The organism is Streptomyces sp. AMJ-169, assembly GCF_055597585.1.
The window spans coordinates 486,490-502,336 of the sequence record NZ_JBVLTJ010000005.1 but is presented as its reverse complement, the minus strand read 5'-3'; the positions used below and the strand labels follow the sequence as shown (position 1 = coordinate 502,336).

The following is a 15,847-nucleotide window of genomic DNA, read 5'->3' as shown; positions in this document are numbered from 1 at the left end:
TCTGGTCCATTCCGCCGGGGAAATCTTGGGCCACTTCAGGAAAGGGGAGCCGATGAAAAACACTTCCCTCGGCATCGACCTCCACCTCACCCCCTCCGGCCCCCACCTCCGGCGCGGACTCACCGACGCCCTCCGGGAAGCCGTGCGCGGGGGGAGGCTCGCGCCTGGGACGCGGCTGCCCTCCTCCCGTACCCTCGCCGCCGATCTCGGCATCGCCCGCAACACCGTCGCCGACGCGTACGCCGACCTCGTCGCCGAGGGGTGGCTCACCGCGCGGCAGGGGTCCGGGACGCGGGTCGCCGACCGGGCCGTACCCAGCGCGCCCACCCGTCCCCCTACCCACCCCCGCACCCCCGGCCCGCCCCGGCACAACCTCCTCCCCGGCAGCCCCGACCTCTCCGCCTTCCCCCGCGCGGAATGGCTGAAAGCGACCCGCCGCGCCCTCGCCGCCGCGCCCGGCGACGCCCTCGGCTACGGCGACCCCCGGGGCCGCCCCGAACTCCGCGCGGCCCTCGCGACGTACCTCTCCCGCGCGCGGGGCGTCCGCACGGACCCCGAGCACATCGTCGTCGTCCCCGGAGTCGCCCACGGGCTGCGCCTGCTGGGGGAGTTGCTGCACGGGCGGGGCGTACGGACCCTCGCCGTCGACTCCTACGGGCTGCCCCCGCACTGGCGCATCCTGGAGCGGGCGGGCCTGCGCACCACCCCCCTCCCCTTCGACGAACAGGGCACCCGTACCAGCGAGTTGGCCTCAGAGGGCGCCGTACACCTCACCCCCTCCCACCAGTTCCCCCTCGGCCTCTCCCTCCACCCCGAACGCCGCTCGGCAGTTGTCGACTGGTCGCGGCGCACCGGCGGGCTGATCCTGGAGGACGACTACGACGGCGAGTTCCGCTACGACCGCCAATCCGTGGGCGCGCTACAGGACTTGGCCCCGGACCGAGTGATCTACATGGGCACGGCGAGCAAGTCCCTTGCCCCGGGCCTCCGTTTGGCGTGGCTGGCCCTCCCACCCACGCTGACGGCTCAGTTGACGCCCCTGATCGACTCGTCCCCCACAAGCGTCCTGGACCAGCTGACCCTCGCCGAGTTCATCGACTCCGGCGCGTACGACCGCCACGTCCGGGCGTCGCGGGCGCGGTATCGCAGGCGCCGGGACGAGTTGGTGCGGGCGGTGCGGTCGGCGTCACCGGAGGCGGAGGTGACGGGCATCGCGGCCGGACTGCACGCGCTGGTACGGCTGCCGGCGGGGACGGAGGGGGCGGTACTGCGCACGGCGGCGTGGCACGGTCTCGCGCTGTACGGGATCACCCGGTTCCGGCACGAGGGGGCGGGGGCGGCGGCGATGGACGCACTGGTGGTGGGGTACGGGACGCCGTCGGATCATGGGTGGGCGGGGGCGTTGGAGGTGCTGTGCAGGGTGTTGGGGTAGGAGTTAGCTCTCCCCCTCAGTCCCCGGCGCCTCCCCGAACCTCGCCAACGCCAGCGCCCCCGCCACCGCCACCCCGAACCCCAGCACCGCCAGCCACCCCAGCCCCTCCCTCGTCCGGTCGCCCAGCCAGATCACGCCCACCGCCGCCGGGCCGACCGTCTCGCCGATGACCATGCCGGCCGTCGCCGCCGTCACCGAACCCCGTTGCAGCGCGGACGTCAGCAGCAGGAACGCCGCACCTCCGCCCACCACCACCGCGTACACGGCAGGGTTCGTCAGCAGCGCCACCGGCGTGACCTCGTCCACCAGCCGCACCGCCACCTCGACCACCCCGAACCCGAGCCCGGCGCCGAGGCCCATCGCCGGTGCCCGGCCCCGCTCGGGCAACCGCCCCCCGGCCAGCCCCAGCAGCAGCACCCCGGCCGCCCAGCCGAGCACCGCCCAGCGGAACGCCGCCGACCCGCCCGACGAACCCTCCGCCCCGGACGCCAGCCCCAGCAGACCGAGGCCCGCGCAGACGACGGCGACCGCCGACCACTCCGCACGGCTCAACCGCACCCCCAGCATCCGCGCCGCGACCACCGCCGTCACCGCGAGACTCGCCGCCAGCGCCGCGCCCACCGCGTAGATCGGCACCGAGCGCAGGGCGAGCACCTGGAAGACGAAACCGAGTCCGTCGAGGGCGAGCCCGGCGACGTAACGCCACTGCCGGACCGCCCGCAGCAGCAGCGCCGCAGCGCCCCCGCCGCCCCCTTCGGGCACCGCTTCCCGCGTCGCCACCGCCTGCCACACCGTCGCCGTACCGAAACAGACCGCCGCACCGAGCGCGCACACCATCCCAAACATCACAAACGGACTGTAGGCGAGGTCGGGCCCCGGGGGGTACCTGTACGCCGACTCACACCGATCTCTAGGCTGGCCGCCAAAACTGGCTATACACAACGGGGAGAGCAGAACATGGCGGGCACCCGCAGAAGACTCCGTTCCAGCACGGTCGTGCTCGGCGGCATGGCGGCCGTCGCCGCGACCCTCACCTCCTGCGGCTCCGACCCGGACCGCCGCTGCGTGGACCGCGCCGGCTACAGCGCCCTGTACGGGTACAAGGTCGTCACCGACAGCAGCTGCAAGTCCACGTCCGGCAGCGGGAGTTCGGCCCGGAAGGTGTCCAAGGGGTCCTGGTACTACGACGCCGACGTGCGCAACGGGTACGCCGACTCCGGCACCTTCAGCCGCAGCGAGGCCGTCGACCGGGGCGGCTTCGGCTGCTCTTCCGGCGGCTCCGGCAGCTCCGGCGGCTGAACCATGCGCCGGCACACCATCGAACCCCGCCCCCACTGGCAGCGGACCGTGGAGGAACAGGGCCTCGTCCACCCGCTCACCCGCCACCCCGACGGCCAACTCCGGCCCTACTGGGACGAGTCGGCGTACTACTCCTTCACCCTCGAAGAGGTCGAGGAACTGGAGGAGACCGTCGAGGAGCTGCATCAGATGTGTCTGACGGCGGCTCAGTACATCGTCAGCGAAGGGAAGTTCGCCGCGCTCGGCATCAACGACCCTGCTGTGGTGCGGGCGGTGACCGAGGCCTGGGAGCGGCGCGCCGAACTCCCTTCCCTCTACGGCCGGTTCGACCTTCGCTACGACGGCACCGGGCCCGCCAAGCTGCTGGAGTACAACGCCGACACCCCGACCTCCCTCGTCGAGGCCGCCTCCGCGCAGTGGTTCTGGATGGAGGACCGCTTCCCGGGGGCGGATCAGTGGAACTCCTTGCACGAGAGGCTGGTTGGGGCGTGGCGGAAGCAAGCGGGCCTGCTTCCGCCGGGCGGCCCCCTCTACTTCGCCCACTCCACCGCCGACGAACTCGGCGAAGACCTCATGACCGTCGCCTACTTGAAGGAGACCGCCGAGCAGGCAGGCATCGAGACCGACTGGATACCGATGGAGGACATCGGCTGGGACCGCCTCTCCGGCCGCTTCGTCGACCACCGGCTCAAGTTCATCCGCAGCTGCTTCAAGCTGTACCCGTGGGAGTGGCTGGTCGCCGACCGGTTCGGGGGCCATGTGCTGGACACCCTCGACAACGGGGGCGGCACGGGAACGACCCTCTGGATAGAGCCCGCCTGGAAGATGCTGCTCAGCAACAAGGCGCTGCTGGCGGTGCTTTGGGAGTTGTATCCGGGGCATCCGAACCTGCTGCCGGCGTATCTGGAGGGGCCGAGGGAGCTGGCGGAGACGGGGTACGTGTCGAAGCCGCTGCTGGGGAGGGAGGGGGCGGGGGTGGTGGTGCACTCGGCGGAGGGGGCGGCCGGGGTCGCGGAAGCGGGGGACGCCGCCGGGGCCGTGGAAGCGGAGGGCGTTGCCGGGATCGTAGAAAAGGCCGCCGGCGGCCTCGTACCCCGCACCCCCGACCGCGACCCCCTCTGCTACCAGGCGCTCTGCCCCCTCCCCTCCTTCGGCGGGAATCACGTCGTCCTGGGCGCCTGGACCGTCGGGGACGAGGCCGCCGGGCTGGGGATACGGGAGTCGGCGGGGCTGGTCACCGACGAGTACGCGCGGTTCGTTCCGCACGTGATCCGCTGAGCGGGGGCCGGTAGGCTGGGCGGTGGGCCGTGACTGGCGCGCTGGGATGGGAACGACCATCGGGGAGCGGTCCGCGTGTGAACGTGTGCCGTGCGCCTGGGCCGAACCTGAACGCCGTACATCCACGTCCGGAGGTCTCATGTCCGAGTCCAGCCCCCTCTCCCCCGAGTCCGTCGCCTACCGGGCCGCGCTCGACGTCATCCGCGCGGTCGAGCCCCGGGTCGCCGACGCGATCGGGCAGGAGGTCCACGACCAGCGCGAGATGCTGAAGCTGATCGCCTCCGAGAACTACGCCTCCCCGGCGACGCTCCTCGCGATGGGCAACTGGTTCAGCGACAAGTACGCCGAGGGGACGATCGGCCGCCGCTTCTACGCGGGGTGCCGCAACGTCGACACGGTCGAGTCGCTGGCGGCCGAGCACGCGCGCGAGCTGTTCGGCGCGCGGCACGCGTACGTCCAGCCGCACTCCGGGATCGACGCCAACCTCGTCGCCTTCTGGGCCGTCCTCGCCGACCGCGTCGAGGTCCCCTTCCTCGCGAAGACCGGCGTCCGCCAGATCAACGACCTCACCGACGCCGACTGGGCGGAACTCCGCCAGGCCTTCGGCAACCAGCGGATGCTCGGCATGTCCCTCGACGCCGGCGGCCACCTCACCCACGGCTTTCGTCCCAATATCTCCGGCAAAATGTTCCACCAGCGCTCCTACGGCACCGACCCGGCGACCGGCCTCATCGACTACGAGGCCCTGCGCGCCCAGGCCCGCGAGTTCAAGCCGCTCATCCTGGTCGCCGGGTACTCCGCGTACCCCCGCCTGGTGAACTTCCGCGTCATGCGCGAGATCGCGGACGAGGTCGGCGCGACGCTGATGGTCGACATGGCGCACTTCGCGGGTCTCGTCGCGGGCAAGGTCCTGACCGGCGACTTCGACCCCGTCCCGCACGCCCAGATCGTCACGACGACCACCCACAAGTCCTTGCGCGGCCCGCGCGGTGGCATGGTCCTGTGCGACGACTCCCTCAAGGACCAGGTCGACCGAGGCTGCCCGATGGTCCTCGGCGGCCCCCTGCCCCACGTGATGGCGGCCAAGGCGGTGGCCCTGGCGGAGGCCCGCCGCCCGTCCTTCCAGACGTACGCCCAGCAGGTCGTCGACAACGCGCGGGCCCTGGCGGAGGGCCTGATGCGGAGGGGCGCGACGCTGGTGACCGGCGGCACGGACAACCACCTGAACCTGATCGACGTCGAGTCCTCGTACGGCCTCACCGGGCGGCAGGCGGAGTCGGCCCTGCTGGACTCCGGCATCGTCACGAATCGCAACGCGATCCCGGCGGACCCGAACGGGGCGTGGTACACGTCCGGGATCCGGGTGGGGACCCCGGCGCTGACGACTCGGGGGCTGGGGACGGGGGAGATGGACGAGGTGGCGGGCCTGATCGACCGAGTCCTGACGGCGACGGAGCCGGGCCGGACGAAGTCGGGGGCGGTGTCGAAGGCGGGGCACGTGCTGGAGGGGAAGGTGGCGGAGGAGGTCGCGGGGAGGGCGTCGGAGCTGGTGTCGGGGTTCCCGTTGTATCCGGAGATCGACTTGGGCTGAGGGTTGCTTGTCGATCTGGAGGGGGGCGAGCTGATGAACGCCCTCAGCGGCAGCTGACCTAAGGGGCGCGGGGAACTGCGCGCTCAGCCACAACGGCGCAGCAGTTCCCCACCCCCTGAACCACCCCCCACCTCCCCGGCAAACCCCACTCTCCCCCTCTGCGAGAATGGGACCCATGGCCACAGACCGACCCCGCGTGCTCTCCGGCATCCAGCCCACCGCCGGCTCGTTCCACCTCGGCAACTACCTCGGCGCCGTCCGCCAGTGGGTGAACCTCCAGGAGTCCCACGACGCCTTCTACATGGTCGTCGACCTGCACGCGATCACGGTCCCGCAGGACCCGGCCGAACTGCGGGCGAACACCCGGCTGGCGGCGGCCCAGCTGCTGGCGGCCGGACTGGACGCGGACCGCTGCACCCTCTTCGTCCAGAGCCACGTCCCCGAGCACGCCCAGCTCGCGTGGGTCATGAACTGCTTCACCGGCTTCGGCGAGGCGAGCCGCATGACCCAGTTCAAGGACAAGTCCGCCCGCCAGGGCAGCGAGAGCACGACGGTGGGCCTGTTCACGTACCCGATCCTCCAGGTCGCCGACATCCTGCTGTACCAGGCGAACGAGGTCCCGGTCGGCGAGGACCAGCGCCAGCACGTGGAACTGACCCGCGACCTGGCGGAACGCTTCAACGGCCGCTACGGAGCGACGTACACGGTCCCGAAGCCGTACATCCTGAAGGAGACGGCGAAGATCTACGACCTCCAGGACCCGACGGTCAAGATGAGCAAGTCGGCGTCGACGCCGAAGGGCCTCATCAACCTGCTGGACGACCCGAAGGCGACGGCGAAGAAGGTCAAGAGCGCGGTCACCGACACGGACACGGTGATCCGCTACGACGCGGAGGCCAAGCCCGGCGTCAGCAACCTGCTCACGATCTACTCCACCCTCACCGGCAAGACGATCGCCGAGCTGGAGAAGGAGTACGAGGGCAAGATGTACGGCGCCCTCAAGACGGACCTCGCCGAGGTCGTCGTAGATTTCGTCACCCCTTTCCGCGAGCGCACCCAGCAGTACCTGGACGACCCGGAGTCGCTGGACGCGATCCTCGCGAAGGGCGCGGAGAAGGCCCGCTCGGTCGCCGCCGAGACGCTGGCCACGACGTACGACCGGATCGGCTTCCTGCCCGCCAAACACTGACCGGACGACCGGCGGGAGCGGCCCGCACAAGGCGCGTGCGGGTACCGGCAGAGCGCTGCACATCACTCCGGCCGCGCCTGCCCACAGCCCGGCGCGGGCCGTACAGTCGATAGCCGTACGGCACAGACCGGCACAGGCGTGAAGAACACCGGCACGACGACAGGAGACGAAGTGGGGACCGTAGTGATCGGCGTCTCGATCGCGGTCCCGGAGCCCCACGGCAGCCTGCTCCAGGAGCTGCGCGCGGGCTTCGGGGACGCCGCCGCGCACGGCATCCCCACGCACGTCACCCTGCTCCCGCCGACCGAGGTGGGCGCGGACGCGCTGCCCGCGGTGGCGGCGCATCTGACGGAGGTCGCCCGCGCGGGGCGGCCCTTCCCGATGCGGCTGTCCGGTACGGGCACCTTCCGCCCGCTCTCCCCGGTCGTCTTCGTCCGGGTCACGTCCGGCGCCGACGACTGCGCCCGCCTCCAGCAGCAGGTCCGCGACGCGTCCGGCCCGGTCGCCCGCGAGCTCCAGTTCCCCTACCACCCGCACGTGACGGTCGCCCACGGCATCGACGAGACCGCCATGGACCGCGCCTACGAGGAGCTGTCCGCCTTCACCGCCGAGTGGACCTGCGCGGGCTTCGCCCTGTACGAGCAGGGGGCGGACGAGGTGTGGCGCAAGCTCCAGGAGTATCCGTTCGGCAGCCCGGTGGTGCCGCCGCAGGCGTCGGCGCCGGCGGCGGAGGATTCGGTCACGCTGTAGGGGGGGGCGATTTAAAGCGCTTTAACTTTCTTAAAGCGCTTTAGGTCGGCTTAAAGCGCTTTAAATCGCCGTCGGCTAGATCGGCAGCCTGCGGAACACCGCGCGCGGGACGTGCCGTACCGCCGACATCACCACCCGCAGCACCCCCGGCACCCACACCGTCTCCGCCCGCCGCCGCAGCCCCGTCTCGATGGCCAGCGCGACCGCCTCCGGGGTCGTCGCGAGCGGCGCCTCGGGCAGCCCGTCGGTCATCTTCGTCCGCACGAACCCCGGCCGCACGACCATCACGTGCACCCCGGTGCCGTGCAGCGCGTCCCCGAGGCCCTGGGCGAACGCGTCGAGGCCGGCCTTGCTGGAGCCGTAGATGAAGTTCGCGCGGCGGGCCCGCTCACCGGCGACGGAGGAGAGGACGACCAGGGAGCCGTGGCCCTGCGCCTGGAGCGCGCGGGCGGCGACCAGCCCGGAGGAGACGGCACCGGTGTAGTTGGTCTGCGCGACCCGCGCGGCGGCGAGGGGCTCGCGTTCGTCGTGGGCCTGGTCGCCGAGGACACCGAACGCCAGCAGCACGACGTCGACGTCCCCCTCCGCGAACACCTTGCCCAGCGCCGCCTCGTGGCCCTCGCTGTCCAGCGCGTCGAAGGCGACCGTACGGACGTCCGCGCCGAGCTTGCGCAGGCTCTCTGCGGCCTGGTCCAGGGCGGGGGAGGGGCGGCCCGCGAGCCAGACCGTGCGGGTGCGGCGGGCGACGAGGCGGCGGGCGGTCGCGAGGGCGATCTCGGAGGTGCCGCCGAGGACGAGGAGGGACTGGGGGAGACCGAAGGCGTCCTTCATGGGGGCTCCTTAAGGCGTGCGGAGGTCTGAGGGCTTGGGCGGGCTCTGGAGGGGGCTTCGTCCGGCGGGCCGGTGGTCTACAGGGGGCCTCGCTCAGAGGTTGAGACGGCGTGCCAGGTCCGACATGAACACCCCGCGCGGGTCCAACTTCCCGCGCAGCTCCCGGAATTCGTCCGCGCGCGGGTACATCGCCGTCAGCAGCTCCGGCCGCAGCCGGGAGTCCTTCGCGAGGTAGACGCGCCCGCCGGCTGCGGCGACCTCCTCGTCGAGGCCGTCCAGGAAGTCCGCGAGGCCGGGCAGGGCGGCCGGGATGTCCAGGGCGAGGGTCCATCCCGCGCGGGGGAACGACAGCCAGCCCGGGTCGCCCTCCCCGAACCGCTTGAGGACGGCGAGGAAGGACGGGCAGCGCCGCTCGGAGATGCGCCGCACGATCCGCCGCAGCGCCTCCTCCTGGCCGTGCTCGACGACGAACTGGTACTGCACGAAACCGCCGCGCCCATAGATGCGGTTCCAGTGCGGGACGCCGTCCAGGGGGTGGAAGAAGGCCGACAGGGACTGGAGTTGACCGGCCCGCGCGCGGGGGGCGTGGCGGTACCAGGCTTCGTTGAACAATCCGACGGTGGTACGGGTCAGCAGTCCCCCGGGGACGTACGCCGGGGGAGCCGGCAGCCGGCGGGGGCGGAAGGCGAGCGGGGACCTGCGCGCGCGGGCGGGGAGGACGTCCAGGGGAGCGTGGTCCCCGCGCGTGAGGACCGCGCGGCCGGTGGCCTTCCCGCGCGCGAGGAGGTCGATCCAGGCGACCGAGTAACGGTAGTGATGGTCCGTCGCCGCCATACGGTCCATCAGGTCGTCGAGGTCGGCGGCGCGTTCGGTGTCGACCGACATCAGGGACGTCTCCACGGGCAGCAGCCGCACGCGCGCGGTGAGGATCATCCCGGTCAGGCCCATGCCCCCGGCGGTCGCGTCGAAGAGGTCGGTGCCCTGGCGGACGGTGCGGATCGTGCCGTCGGCCGTCAGCAGCTCAAGAGAGGGCACATGGCGGGCGAACGACCCGCACGCGTGATGGTTCTTGCCGTGGATGTCCGCCCCGATCGCCCCGCCCACGGTGACCTGCCGGGTCCCCGGCGTGACCGGCACGAACCAGCCCAGCGGCAGCAGGACCTCCATCAGCCGGTGCAGGGAGACGCCCGCGTCGCACAGGACGACCCCCTCGGCGGCGTCGATCGCGTGCACCCGGTCCAGACCGGTCATGTCGATGACCGAGCCCCCCGCGTTCTGCGCAGCGTCCCCGTACGCCCGCCCCAGGCCCCTGGGGATACCGCCCCGGACCCCGCACTCCCGGACGGCCGCGACGGCCTCCTCGTACGTCCCTGGGCGGATCAGACGGGCCGTGGAGGGGGCGGTGCGGCCCCAACCGGTGACGGAGACGGTCTCGGCAGGCATGTCGGTGACCGTAGCCGCCCGATAAGGGCAAAACCCCTGAAAACTCGTGAAAGCTGGTCAAAAGTAATGACTCTCGCCGAAACGGGTGATTAGTGGGATGTCGCTCAATATTGCCAACGCCAGGACCCCTCCGGAGTGAACAGTGGGTCCCCATGGGCAACTGGAGACAGTACGACCGCCGCGTCCTGACCGCACTCCACGCGCGCGCGGCCGACCCCCGTATCGCCGCCTGCGCGCGCGTGCTGTCGTGGACCGGCGAACACGCGGCCCTCTGGCTCGCCGCAGGACTCACCGCAGCAGCCGCCGACACCCCCCGGCGCACCGCCTGGCTGCGCGCGACCGCCCTCACCGCGGGCGCGCACGCGGCCAGTTCGGGCGTCAAACACCTCGTCAGACGGCCCCGCCCGGCCGGGGTCACCCCCCTGGTGCGCACGGCGGGCCGGCACTCCTTCCCCAGCTCCCACGCCGCCTCCGCGACCGCGGCGGCCGTCGCCTTCGCCGCCCTGGGCGTGCGGGCCGCCCTCCCGGTGGCCGCCGCGATGTGCGCCTCCCGGCTCGTCGCCGGCGTCCACCACCCCACCGACGTCGCCGCCGGAGCCGCCCTCGGCGCGCTCACCGCCCGCGCGGGCACGCGCTGGATGCGGCACGGCACCCGGAAGAGCCCCGCATGACCGAGGCCGCGCCCCTGACGGAACTGCGCGAACCGCGCACCCACACCCGCCCCCTTCCCAAACGCACCCCCGGCGCCCTCCTGTCCGGCCTGCTGCGCACCGCCCGCCCCAAGCAGTGGGTCAAGAACCTCCTGGTCGTCGCCGCCCCCGCCGCCGCCGGACGCCTCCTGTCCTGGCACGCCGCCGCCCAACTCGCCCTGGTCTTCGCCCTGTTCACCGCCTGCGCGGCGGCCGTCTACCTCGTCAACGACGCCCGCGACGCCGACGCCGACCGCGCCCACCCCACCAAACGCCACCGCCCCGTCGCCGCCGGACAGGTCCCCGTCCCCCTCGCCTACGCCGCCGGAGGCGCCCTGGCGGCCCTGGCGCCGCTGCTGGCGGCCTGGCTGGCCTCCCCGGCCGTCGCGGGCGTCCTGGCCGCCTACACGGGCCTCCAGCTGGCGTACTGCGTCCGCCTCAAGCACGTCCTCGTCGTCGACCTCGCCGTCGTCGCCACCGGCTTCCTCATGCGCGCCGGCGTCGGCGGCCTCGCCCTCGGCATCCCGCTGTCGCGCTGGTTCCTCATCACCACCGGGTTCGGCGCCCTGTTCATGGTCGCCGCCAAGCGCTACTCCGAAGCCGTCCAGATGTCCGGCACCGCCACCGCCGGCGCCACGCGCGCGCTGCTCACCGAATACACCACCGGCTACCTCCGCTTCGTCTGGCAGCTCGCCGCCGGGGTCGCCGTCCTCGGCTACTGCCTGTGGGCCCTCGAAGGCGACCCCGGACCCAGCCTCCTGCCCTGGCGGCAGCTGTCCATGGTCGCCTTCATCCTCGCGATCCTGCGCTACGCCGTCTTCGCCGACCGGGGCAGCGCCGGAGAACCCGAAGAGGTCGTCCTCGGGGACCGCGCCCTCGCCGTCATCGGCCTCGCCTGGCTCGCCATGTACGGGCTGGCGGTGGCCCATTGGTGAGCGCCCCGCAGCGCACGGAACTCCTCGGCTTCGCCGCCGTGGGACTCCTCGCCTACGCCGCCGACCTCGCCCTGTTCACCGCCCTGCGCGGCCCCGCCGGACTCGACCCGCTCACCGCGAAAGCCCTGTCCTTCCTCGCCGGCTGCGCGGTCGCCTACACGGGCAACGCCCTGACGACCTACCGCCACACCCCCGCGCGCGGGCTGCGCCCCGTCGCCGTCTTCCTCGCCGTCAACCTCGCCGGCGCCGCCGTACAACTCCTGTGCCTCACCGTCAGCCACTACGCCCTCGACCTCACCTCCCAGCGCGCGGACACCGTCTCCGGGGCGGGCGTCGGTATGGCGCTCGCGACGGTCCTGCGGTTCTGGGGGACCCGCACCTGGGTGTTCAAGTACCAAGTGGGTTCGTCCGGCGCCGGGTGAGGCAGAGTTCGGATCATGGACTGGCTGAAGCAGCTCCCCTGGATCGGGCCGTGGATCGACCGCCTCACGCGCACGCACGCGTGGCGGTCGTACGAACGGCTCGACCAGGCCAAGTGGTCGCGGCTCGCGGCGGCCATGACGTTCGTCAGCTTCGTCTCGCTGTTCCCGCTGCTCACCCTCGCCGCGGCCGTCGCCGCCGCCACCCTCAGCCAGGACCAGCAGCAGCGCCTGGAGACCCGGATCGCCGACCAAGTGCCCGGCATCTCCGACCAGTTGGACGTCGCCTCGCTGGTCCAGAACGCCGGGACCGTCGGGCTCATCGCGGGCGCGGTGCTGCTGTTCACCGGGCTCAACTGGGTCGGCCAGATACGGGACTGCCTGCGCGCGGTGTGGGAACTCCCCGACGACAGCGGCAACCCCGTCCTCGTCAAGGCCAAGGACGCGGGCGTCCTCGTCGGCTTCGGCGGGGCCGTCCTGGTGACCTTCGCCGCCTCCACCGTCGCCTCCTGGGCCGTCGGCCGGGGCGCGGACACCCTGGGGCTCGACGAGCGCGGCTGGAGCAGCGTCCTGCTGCGCGTCGCCGCGTTCGCCGTCGCCGTCCTCGCCGACTTCCTGCTGCTGCTCTACGTCCTGACCCTGCTCCCCGGCGCCGACCCCGAACGCCGCCCCCTCCTCGAAGCGGCCCTCATGGGAGCCCTCGGCTTCGAACTCCTGAAGCTCCTCCTCAGCGGCTACCTCCAGGGCGTCGCCACCAAGAGCATGTACGGCGCCTTCGGCGTCCCCGTCGCCCTCCTGCTGTGGATCAACCTCACGGCGAAGCTGGTCCTGTACTGCGCGGCCTGGACGGCGACGGAGAGACGACCCGCGCGCGGGGACGCCGGTACGGAGACCGAGGCTCCTTAGGGAGCGCCGGTCAGCTCAGGAAGTCTCCTCGGCCGCCGCCGCGCGCCGCCTGGGCCACTTCCGGTTCACCAGGAACGCGCCCGCCCCCAGCACCACCAGCGCCCCGCCCGCGATCCCCAGGGCGGTCCCGATGCCCCCGGACCCGCCGTTCGTCGCCGACGCCGACGTCACCGGGGTCCGCGAAGGACTCGCCGACCCGTCCGCCGGAGCCGAACTCGTCGACCCGGGCCGCGCGGTCGGAACCGCGCTCCTAGGGGCCACCAACTCCCCTACGGGCCGCACCTTCCCGACCGACTGGAACCCCCAGTCCAAGAGCGCCGCGGTCTCCTTGTAGACCTCGTTGTGCTCGGTCTTCGCCGGGTTCATCACCGTCACCAGGAGCACCCGCCCGCCCCGCTCGGCGACACCCGTGAAGGTCGCGCCCGCGTTGGTGGTGTTGCCGTTCTTGACGCCCGCGATGCCCTGGTACTGCGACAGGTCCGAGTCACCGCTCAGCAGCCGGTTGGTGTTCTGGATCTCGAAGGACTTCCGGGTGACCTTGCCGTCCTTGTCCTTCTCGGTCTCCCCGGGGAAGCTCGCCCGCACGGTCGAGCAGTAGTCCCGGAAGTCCTTCTTCTGGAGCCCCGAACGGGCGATCAGCGTCAGGTCGTACGCCGAGGACACCTGCCCCGGGGCGTCGTACCCGTCGGGGGAGACCACATGGGTGTCCAGGGCCTGGAGGTCCTCCGCGTGGGTGTTCATGTCCTTCACCGTCGCCGGGACGCCGCCGTTCATCGCCGACAGGACGCGCACCGCGTCGTTCCCCGAGCGCAGGAACACCCCCAGCCACAGGTCGCGCACGCTGTAGGTCTCGTTCTCCTTTATCCCGACCAGGCTCGAACCGGCGCCCATGCCGGCGAGTTCGGCCGCGGTCACCTTGTGCTGCGCCGTGCTCGGGAACCGCGGCAGCACGGTGTCGGCGAACAGCATCTTCATGGTGCTCGCCGGCGGCAGCCGCCAGTGCGCGTTGTGCGCGCCCAGGACCTCGCCCGACTCGGCGTCCGCGACGATCCAGGACCGCGCGGTGATGTCCTTGGGCACCACGGGCGCGCCATTGGCCAGATCCGCCTGTGTCCCGGCGAGCCCCAGCCGGGCGCCGCCGACCGTCGACATGTTCGCGGGCGGGACCACAGAGGGCGAGGGCGAGGGGCTCGGGGCCGCCAGGACGGGGGGCGCGGTCAGCGCGGTGGACGCGAGCACGGCTGCGGTGACCAGCAGGGACCGCCTGCCGGCCGGCTTCATGGGAGCGGGCACGGTCCAGAACGTACCCGCCGCACGGCGGCCGGGCCCACCACCGGCCGCACCCCGCCGCAGGAACCGGACACCGGCCGGTGATACTGAACGCATGACGCTCAGCCGCCGGCTCTCCTGGTTCCTGCTCACCTTCGGGGTGTGGAGCTGGTTCATCTGGATCACTTTCGTAAAAAACCTGATCAAGGACGGCAGCGGACTGGCGTTCGACGACGGACATCCCACGGCGTACTTCTGGGTGCATCTCACCTTGGCCGTCGTGTCCTTCGTATTGGGGACGGCCATCGGGCTCATCGGGTTGCGCGGCCTGCGCGCACTGCGCGCCACTTCATAGGCAGGGGAACGCCACAGTCATGGTGATCGTCTTCGGCGTGCTCGTCATCGGAGTGCTGGCCGCCGCCAACTGGTACCTCTGGCGCCGCCTGTTCCGGGACACCACCGCCGGTCCCGGGTGGGTGCGGCGGGCGGGCGCGGTCGGTCTCGCCGCCGCCTGGGCCCTCGCCGTCTCCGCGTTCGTCGCCGAGCGCACCGGCGCCCCCTTCTGGCTCCAGCGCGTCCTGGCCTGGCCCGGCTTCCTGTGGCTGGCCGTGTCGATCTACCTGCTGCTGGCCGTCGTCGCGGGCGAGGCCGTACGCCCGCTGCTGCGCCGCTTCCTGGACCGCCGGGCCGCCCGGCAGACCCCGCAGGAGCCCGTCAGCGCCCCGCTGGAGCCCGCGCAGGCCTCCGGCGGACTCCCGGCCGCCACGGAGCCTTCACCGGCCGTCTCGCAGGCGGCTGAGGCTTCCACCCCCTCCCGCCGCCTCTTCGTCTCCCGAGTCGTCGCGGGCGCCGCCGCTGCCGCCGCCGTCGGGACCGTCGGGTACGGCACCTACGGCGTCCTGCGCGGCCCGACCGTGAAACGTGTCACCGTCCCGCTGGCCAAACTCCCGCGCGCCGCGCACGGCTACCGGATCGCCGTCGTCAGTGACATCCATCTCAGTCCGGTCCTCGGCCGGGGCTTCGCGCAAAAAGTCGTCGACACGATCAACGGCACGCAGCCCGACCTGATCGCGGTCGTCGGCGACCTGGTCGACGGCAGCGTCAAGGACCTCGGCCCGGCCGCCGCCCCGCTCACCCAACTCAAGGCGCGGCACGGCAACTTCTTCGTCACCGGCAACCACGAGTACTTCTCCGGCGCCGACCAGTGGGTCGAGGAAGTACGGCGGCTCGGGCTGCGCCCGCTGGAGAACGCCCGGACCGAACTGCCCTGGTTCGACCTCGCCGGGGTCAACGACCTCGCGGGCGAGAGCGAGGGCGAGGGCCCCGACTTCACGCGCGCGCTGGGCGACCGCGACACCACGCGCGCGTGCGTACTCCTCGCCCACCAGCCCGTGCAGATCCACGACGCCGTCGGGCACGGAGTCGACCTCCAGCTCTCCGGCCACACCCACGGCGGCCAGCTGTGGCCCGGCAACTACCTCGCGGAGCTGGCGAATCCGACCGTGGCCGGACTCGAGCGCTACGGGGACACCCAGCTGTACGTCTCCCGGGGCGCCGGAGCCTGGGGGCCGCCCACGCGCGTGGGCGCGCCCTCCGATGTGACGGTGATCCAGCTGGCGTCCCGTCAGGCCTGATCAGCAGGGGTCCCGTCACACTGTGGGAGCCCTGTGAAACCCGGCGTAAACAACTGTTCGGGTAAGTTCTCTCTCATCTCGCCAGATTCCCTTCCCCAGCCGAAACCCCGTGTGATTGGGTGAGCCGGCTGTTAAGGGGAGTGGCTTTTTTTCTTCGTAGGACTGGGTCCCTCTGAGGGCCT

At 72.2% G+C, this 15,847-nt stretch carries 16 protein-coding genes and 1 riboswitch; of the genes, 12 read left to right on the top strand and 4 right to left on the bottom strand.

Features of this window, described 5'->3' with window-relative positions:
- Positions 1 to 52: 52 nt before the first annotated feature.
- Positions 53 to 1,432 (top strand): MocR-like pyridoxine biosynthesis transcription factor PdxR, encoded by a 1,380-nt coding sequence (gene pdxR, locus ACYUD3_RS15565; RefSeq protein WP_470969539.1) that lies wholly within the window; start codon positions 53 to 55, stop codon positions 1,430 to 1,432.
- 3 nt (positions 1,433 to 1,435) lie between these two features.
- Here pdxR and ACYUD3_RS15560 read toward each other — a convergent pair whose 3' ends face one another.
- Entirely contained in the window at positions 1,436 to 2,269 is an 834-nt protein-coding gene (locus ACYUD3_RS15560; RefSeq protein ID WP_470969818.1) for a hypothetical protein, read from the bottom strand.
- A 120-nt stretch (positions 2,270 to 2,389) separates the two neighbouring features.
- Here ACYUD3_RS15560 and ACYUD3_RS15555 point away from each other — a divergent pair, with 120 nt between their 5' ends.
- From ACYUD3_RS15555 to ACYUD3_RS15535, 5 genes are all read left to right on the top strand, one after another.
- On the top strand, positions 2,390 to 2,731 hold the full coding sequence (locus ACYUD3_RS15555) for a hypothetical protein (protein WP_470969537.1): 342 nt from the start codon (positions 2,390 to 2,392) through the stop codon (positions 2,729 to 2,731).
- Between the two features lie 3 nt (positions 2,732 to 2,734).
- Positions 2,735 to 4,009, top strand: a complete 1,275-nt coding sequence (locus ACYUD3_RS15550; RefSeq protein ID WP_470969534.1) for a glutathionylspermidine synthase family protein — start codon at positions 2,735 to 2,737, stop codon at positions 4,007 to 4,009.
- Positions 4,010 to 4,028: 19 nt separating this feature from the next.
- Positions 4,029 to 4,118: riboswitch (ZMP/ZTP riboswitch) on the top strand.
- A 30-nt stretch (positions 4,119 to 4,148) separates the two neighbouring features.
- The gene (locus tag ACYUD3_RS15545; RefSeq protein ID WP_470969531.1) at positions 4,149 to 5,600 is read left to right on the top strand and encodes a glycine hydroxymethyltransferase; all 1,452 of its coding nucleotides are present in this window, start codon (positions 4,149 to 4,151) and stop codon (positions 5,598 to 5,600) included.
- 175 nt (positions 5,601 to 5,775) lie between these two features.
- Entirely contained in the window at positions 5,776 to 6,789 is a 1,014-nt protein-coding gene (gene trpS / locus ACYUD3_RS15540) for a tryptophan--tRNA ligase (RefSeq protein ID WP_470969528.1), read from the top strand.
- Positions 6,790 to 6,960: 171 nt separating this feature from the next.
- A complete protein-coding gene (locus ACYUD3_RS15535; protein WP_470969526.1) occupies positions 6,961 to 7,539 on the top strand; it encodes a 2'-5' RNA ligase family protein in 579 nt (192 codons plus the stop codon).
- A gap of 75 nt (positions 7,540 to 7,614) precedes the next feature.
- On the opposite strand, the gene ACYUD3_RS15530 is transcribed toward ACYUD3_RS15535, so the two are convergent.
- Positions 7,615 to 8,370 carry a decaprenylphospho-beta-D-erythro-pentofuranosid-2-ulose 2-reductase gene (locus ACYUD3_RS15530; protein ID WP_470969524.1) on the bottom strand — a complete coding sequence of 252 codons (756 nt, stop codon included), beginning with the start codon at positions 8,368 to 8,370 and terminating at the stop codon, positions 7,615 to 7,617.
- Between the two features lie 93 nt (positions 8,371 to 8,463).
- Positions 8,464 to 9,813: an FAD-binding protein gene (locus ACYUD3_RS15525; protein ID WP_470969522.1), complete on the bottom strand. Its 1,350-nt coding sequence runs from the start codon at positions 9,811 to 9,813 to the stop codon at positions 8,464 to 8,466.
- A gap of 152 nt (positions 9,814 to 9,965) precedes the next feature.
- Between ACYUD3_RS15525 and ACYUD3_RS15520 the strand changes: the two genes are divergently transcribed.
- The 4 genes from ACYUD3_RS15520 to ACYUD3_RS15505 are packed head-to-tail and all read left to right on the top strand — an operon-like array spanning position 9,966 to position 12,762.
- Entirely contained in the window at positions 9,966 to 10,484 is a 519-nt protein-coding gene (locus ACYUD3_RS15520) for a phosphatase PAP2 family protein (protein ID WP_470969520.1), read from the top strand.
- Positions 10,481 to 11,437: a decaprenyl-phosphate phosphoribosyltransferase gene (locus ACYUD3_RS15515; RefSeq protein ID WP_470969518.1), complete on the top strand. Its 957-nt coding sequence runs from the start codon at positions 10,481 to 10,483 to the stop codon at positions 11,435 to 11,437. Before ACYUD3_RS15520 ends, ACYUD3_RS15515 begins: the two co-directional genes overlap by 4 nt.
- Positions 11,431 to 11,859, top strand: coding sequence for a GtrA family protein (locus tag ACYUD3_RS15510; RefSeq protein WP_470969514.1), 429 nt, complete (start codon positions 11,431 to 11,433; stop codon positions 11,857 to 11,859). Before ACYUD3_RS15515 ends, ACYUD3_RS15510 begins: the two co-directional genes overlap by 7 nt.
- 15 nt (positions 11,860 to 11,874) lie before the next feature.
- The gene (locus ACYUD3_RS15505; RefSeq protein ID WP_470969510.1) at positions 11,875 to 12,762 is read left to right on the top strand and encodes a YihY/virulence factor BrkB family protein; all 888 of its coding nucleotides are present in this window, start codon (positions 11,875 to 11,877) and stop codon (positions 12,760 to 12,762) included.
- Between the two features lie 15 nt (positions 12,763 to 12,777).
- On the opposite strand, the gene ACYUD3_RS15500 is transcribed toward ACYUD3_RS15505, so the two are convergent.
- Positions 12,778 to 14,055, bottom strand: a complete 1,278-nt coding sequence (locus ACYUD3_RS15500) for a D-alanyl-D-alanine carboxypeptidase family protein (protein ID WP_470969507.1) — start codon at positions 14,053 to 14,055, stop codon at positions 12,778 to 12,780.
- 91 nt (positions 14,056 to 14,146) lie between these two features.
- Here ACYUD3_RS15500 and ACYUD3_RS15495 point away from each other — a divergent pair, with 91 nt between their 5' ends.
- Both ACYUD3_RS15495 and ACYUD3_RS15490 read left to right on the top strand, forming a co-directional pair.
- Positions 14,147 to 14,386: an SCO4848 family membrane protein gene (locus tag ACYUD3_RS15495; protein ID WP_470969503.1), complete on the top strand. Its 240-nt coding sequence runs from the start codon at positions 14,147 to 14,149 to the stop codon at positions 14,384 to 14,386.
- Between the two features lie 19 nt (positions 14,387 to 14,405).
- Positions 14,406 to 15,665: a metallophosphoesterase gene (locus ACYUD3_RS15490; RefSeq protein ID WP_470969500.1), complete on the top strand. Its 1,260-nt coding sequence runs from the start codon at positions 14,406 to 14,408 to the stop codon at positions 15,663 to 15,665.
- Positions 15,666 to 15,847: the final 182 nt, after the last annotated feature.

Bases quoted from the DNA above. Each gene is read 5' to 3' on its own strand.
- pdxR (WP_470969539.1), top strand. From the start codon at position 53: ATGAAAAACACTTCCCTCGGCATCGACCTCCACCTCACCCCCTCCGGC.
- ACYUD3_RS15560 (WP_470969818.1), bottom strand. From the start codon at position 2,269: ATGGTGTGCGCGCTCGGTGCGGCGGTCTGTTTCGGTACGGCGACGGTG.
- ACYUD3_RS15555 (WP_470969537.1), top strand. From the start codon at position 2,390: ATGGCGGGCACCCGCAGAAGACTCCGTTCCAGCACGGTCGTGCTCGGC.
- ACYUD3_RS15550 (WP_470969534.1), top strand. From the start codon at position 2,735: ATGCGCCGGCACACCATCGAACCCCGCCCCCACTGGCAGCGGACCGTG.
- ACYUD3_RS15545 (WP_470969531.1), top strand. From the start codon at position 4,149: ATGTCCGAGTCCAGCCCCCTCTCCCCCGAGTCCGTCGCCTACCGGGCC.
- trpS (WP_470969528.1), top strand. From the start codon at position 5,776: ATGGCCACAGACCGACCCCGCGTGCTCTCCGGCATCCAGCCCACCGCC.
- ACYUD3_RS15530 (WP_470969524.1), bottom strand. From the start codon at position 8,370: ATGAAGGACGCCTTCGGTCTCCCCCAGTCCCTCCTCGTCCTCGGCGGC.
- ACYUD3_RS15525 (WP_470969522.1), bottom strand. From the start codon at position 9,813: ATGCCTGCCGAGACCGTCTCCGTCACCGGTTGGGGCCGCACCGCCCCC.
- ACYUD3_RS15520 (WP_470969520.1), top strand. From the start codon at position 9,966: ATGGGCAACTGGAGACAGTACGACCGCCGCGTCCTGACCGCACTCCAC.
- ACYUD3_RS15515 (WP_470969518.1), top strand. From the start codon at position 10,481: ATGACCGAGGCCGCGCCCCTGACGGAACTGCGCGAACCGCGCACCCAC.
- ACYUD3_RS15505 (WP_470969510.1), top strand. From the start codon at position 11,875: ATGGACTGGCTGAAGCAGCTCCCCTGGATCGGGCCGTGGATCGACCGC.
- ACYUD3_RS15495 (WP_470969503.1), top strand. From the start codon at position 14,147: ATGACGCTCAGCCGCCGGCTCTCCTGGTTCCTGCTCACCTTCGGGGTG.
- ACYUD3_RS15490 (WP_470969500.1), top strand. From the start codon at position 14,406: ATGGTGATCGTCTTCGGCGTGCTCGTCATCGGAGTGCTGGCCGCCGCC.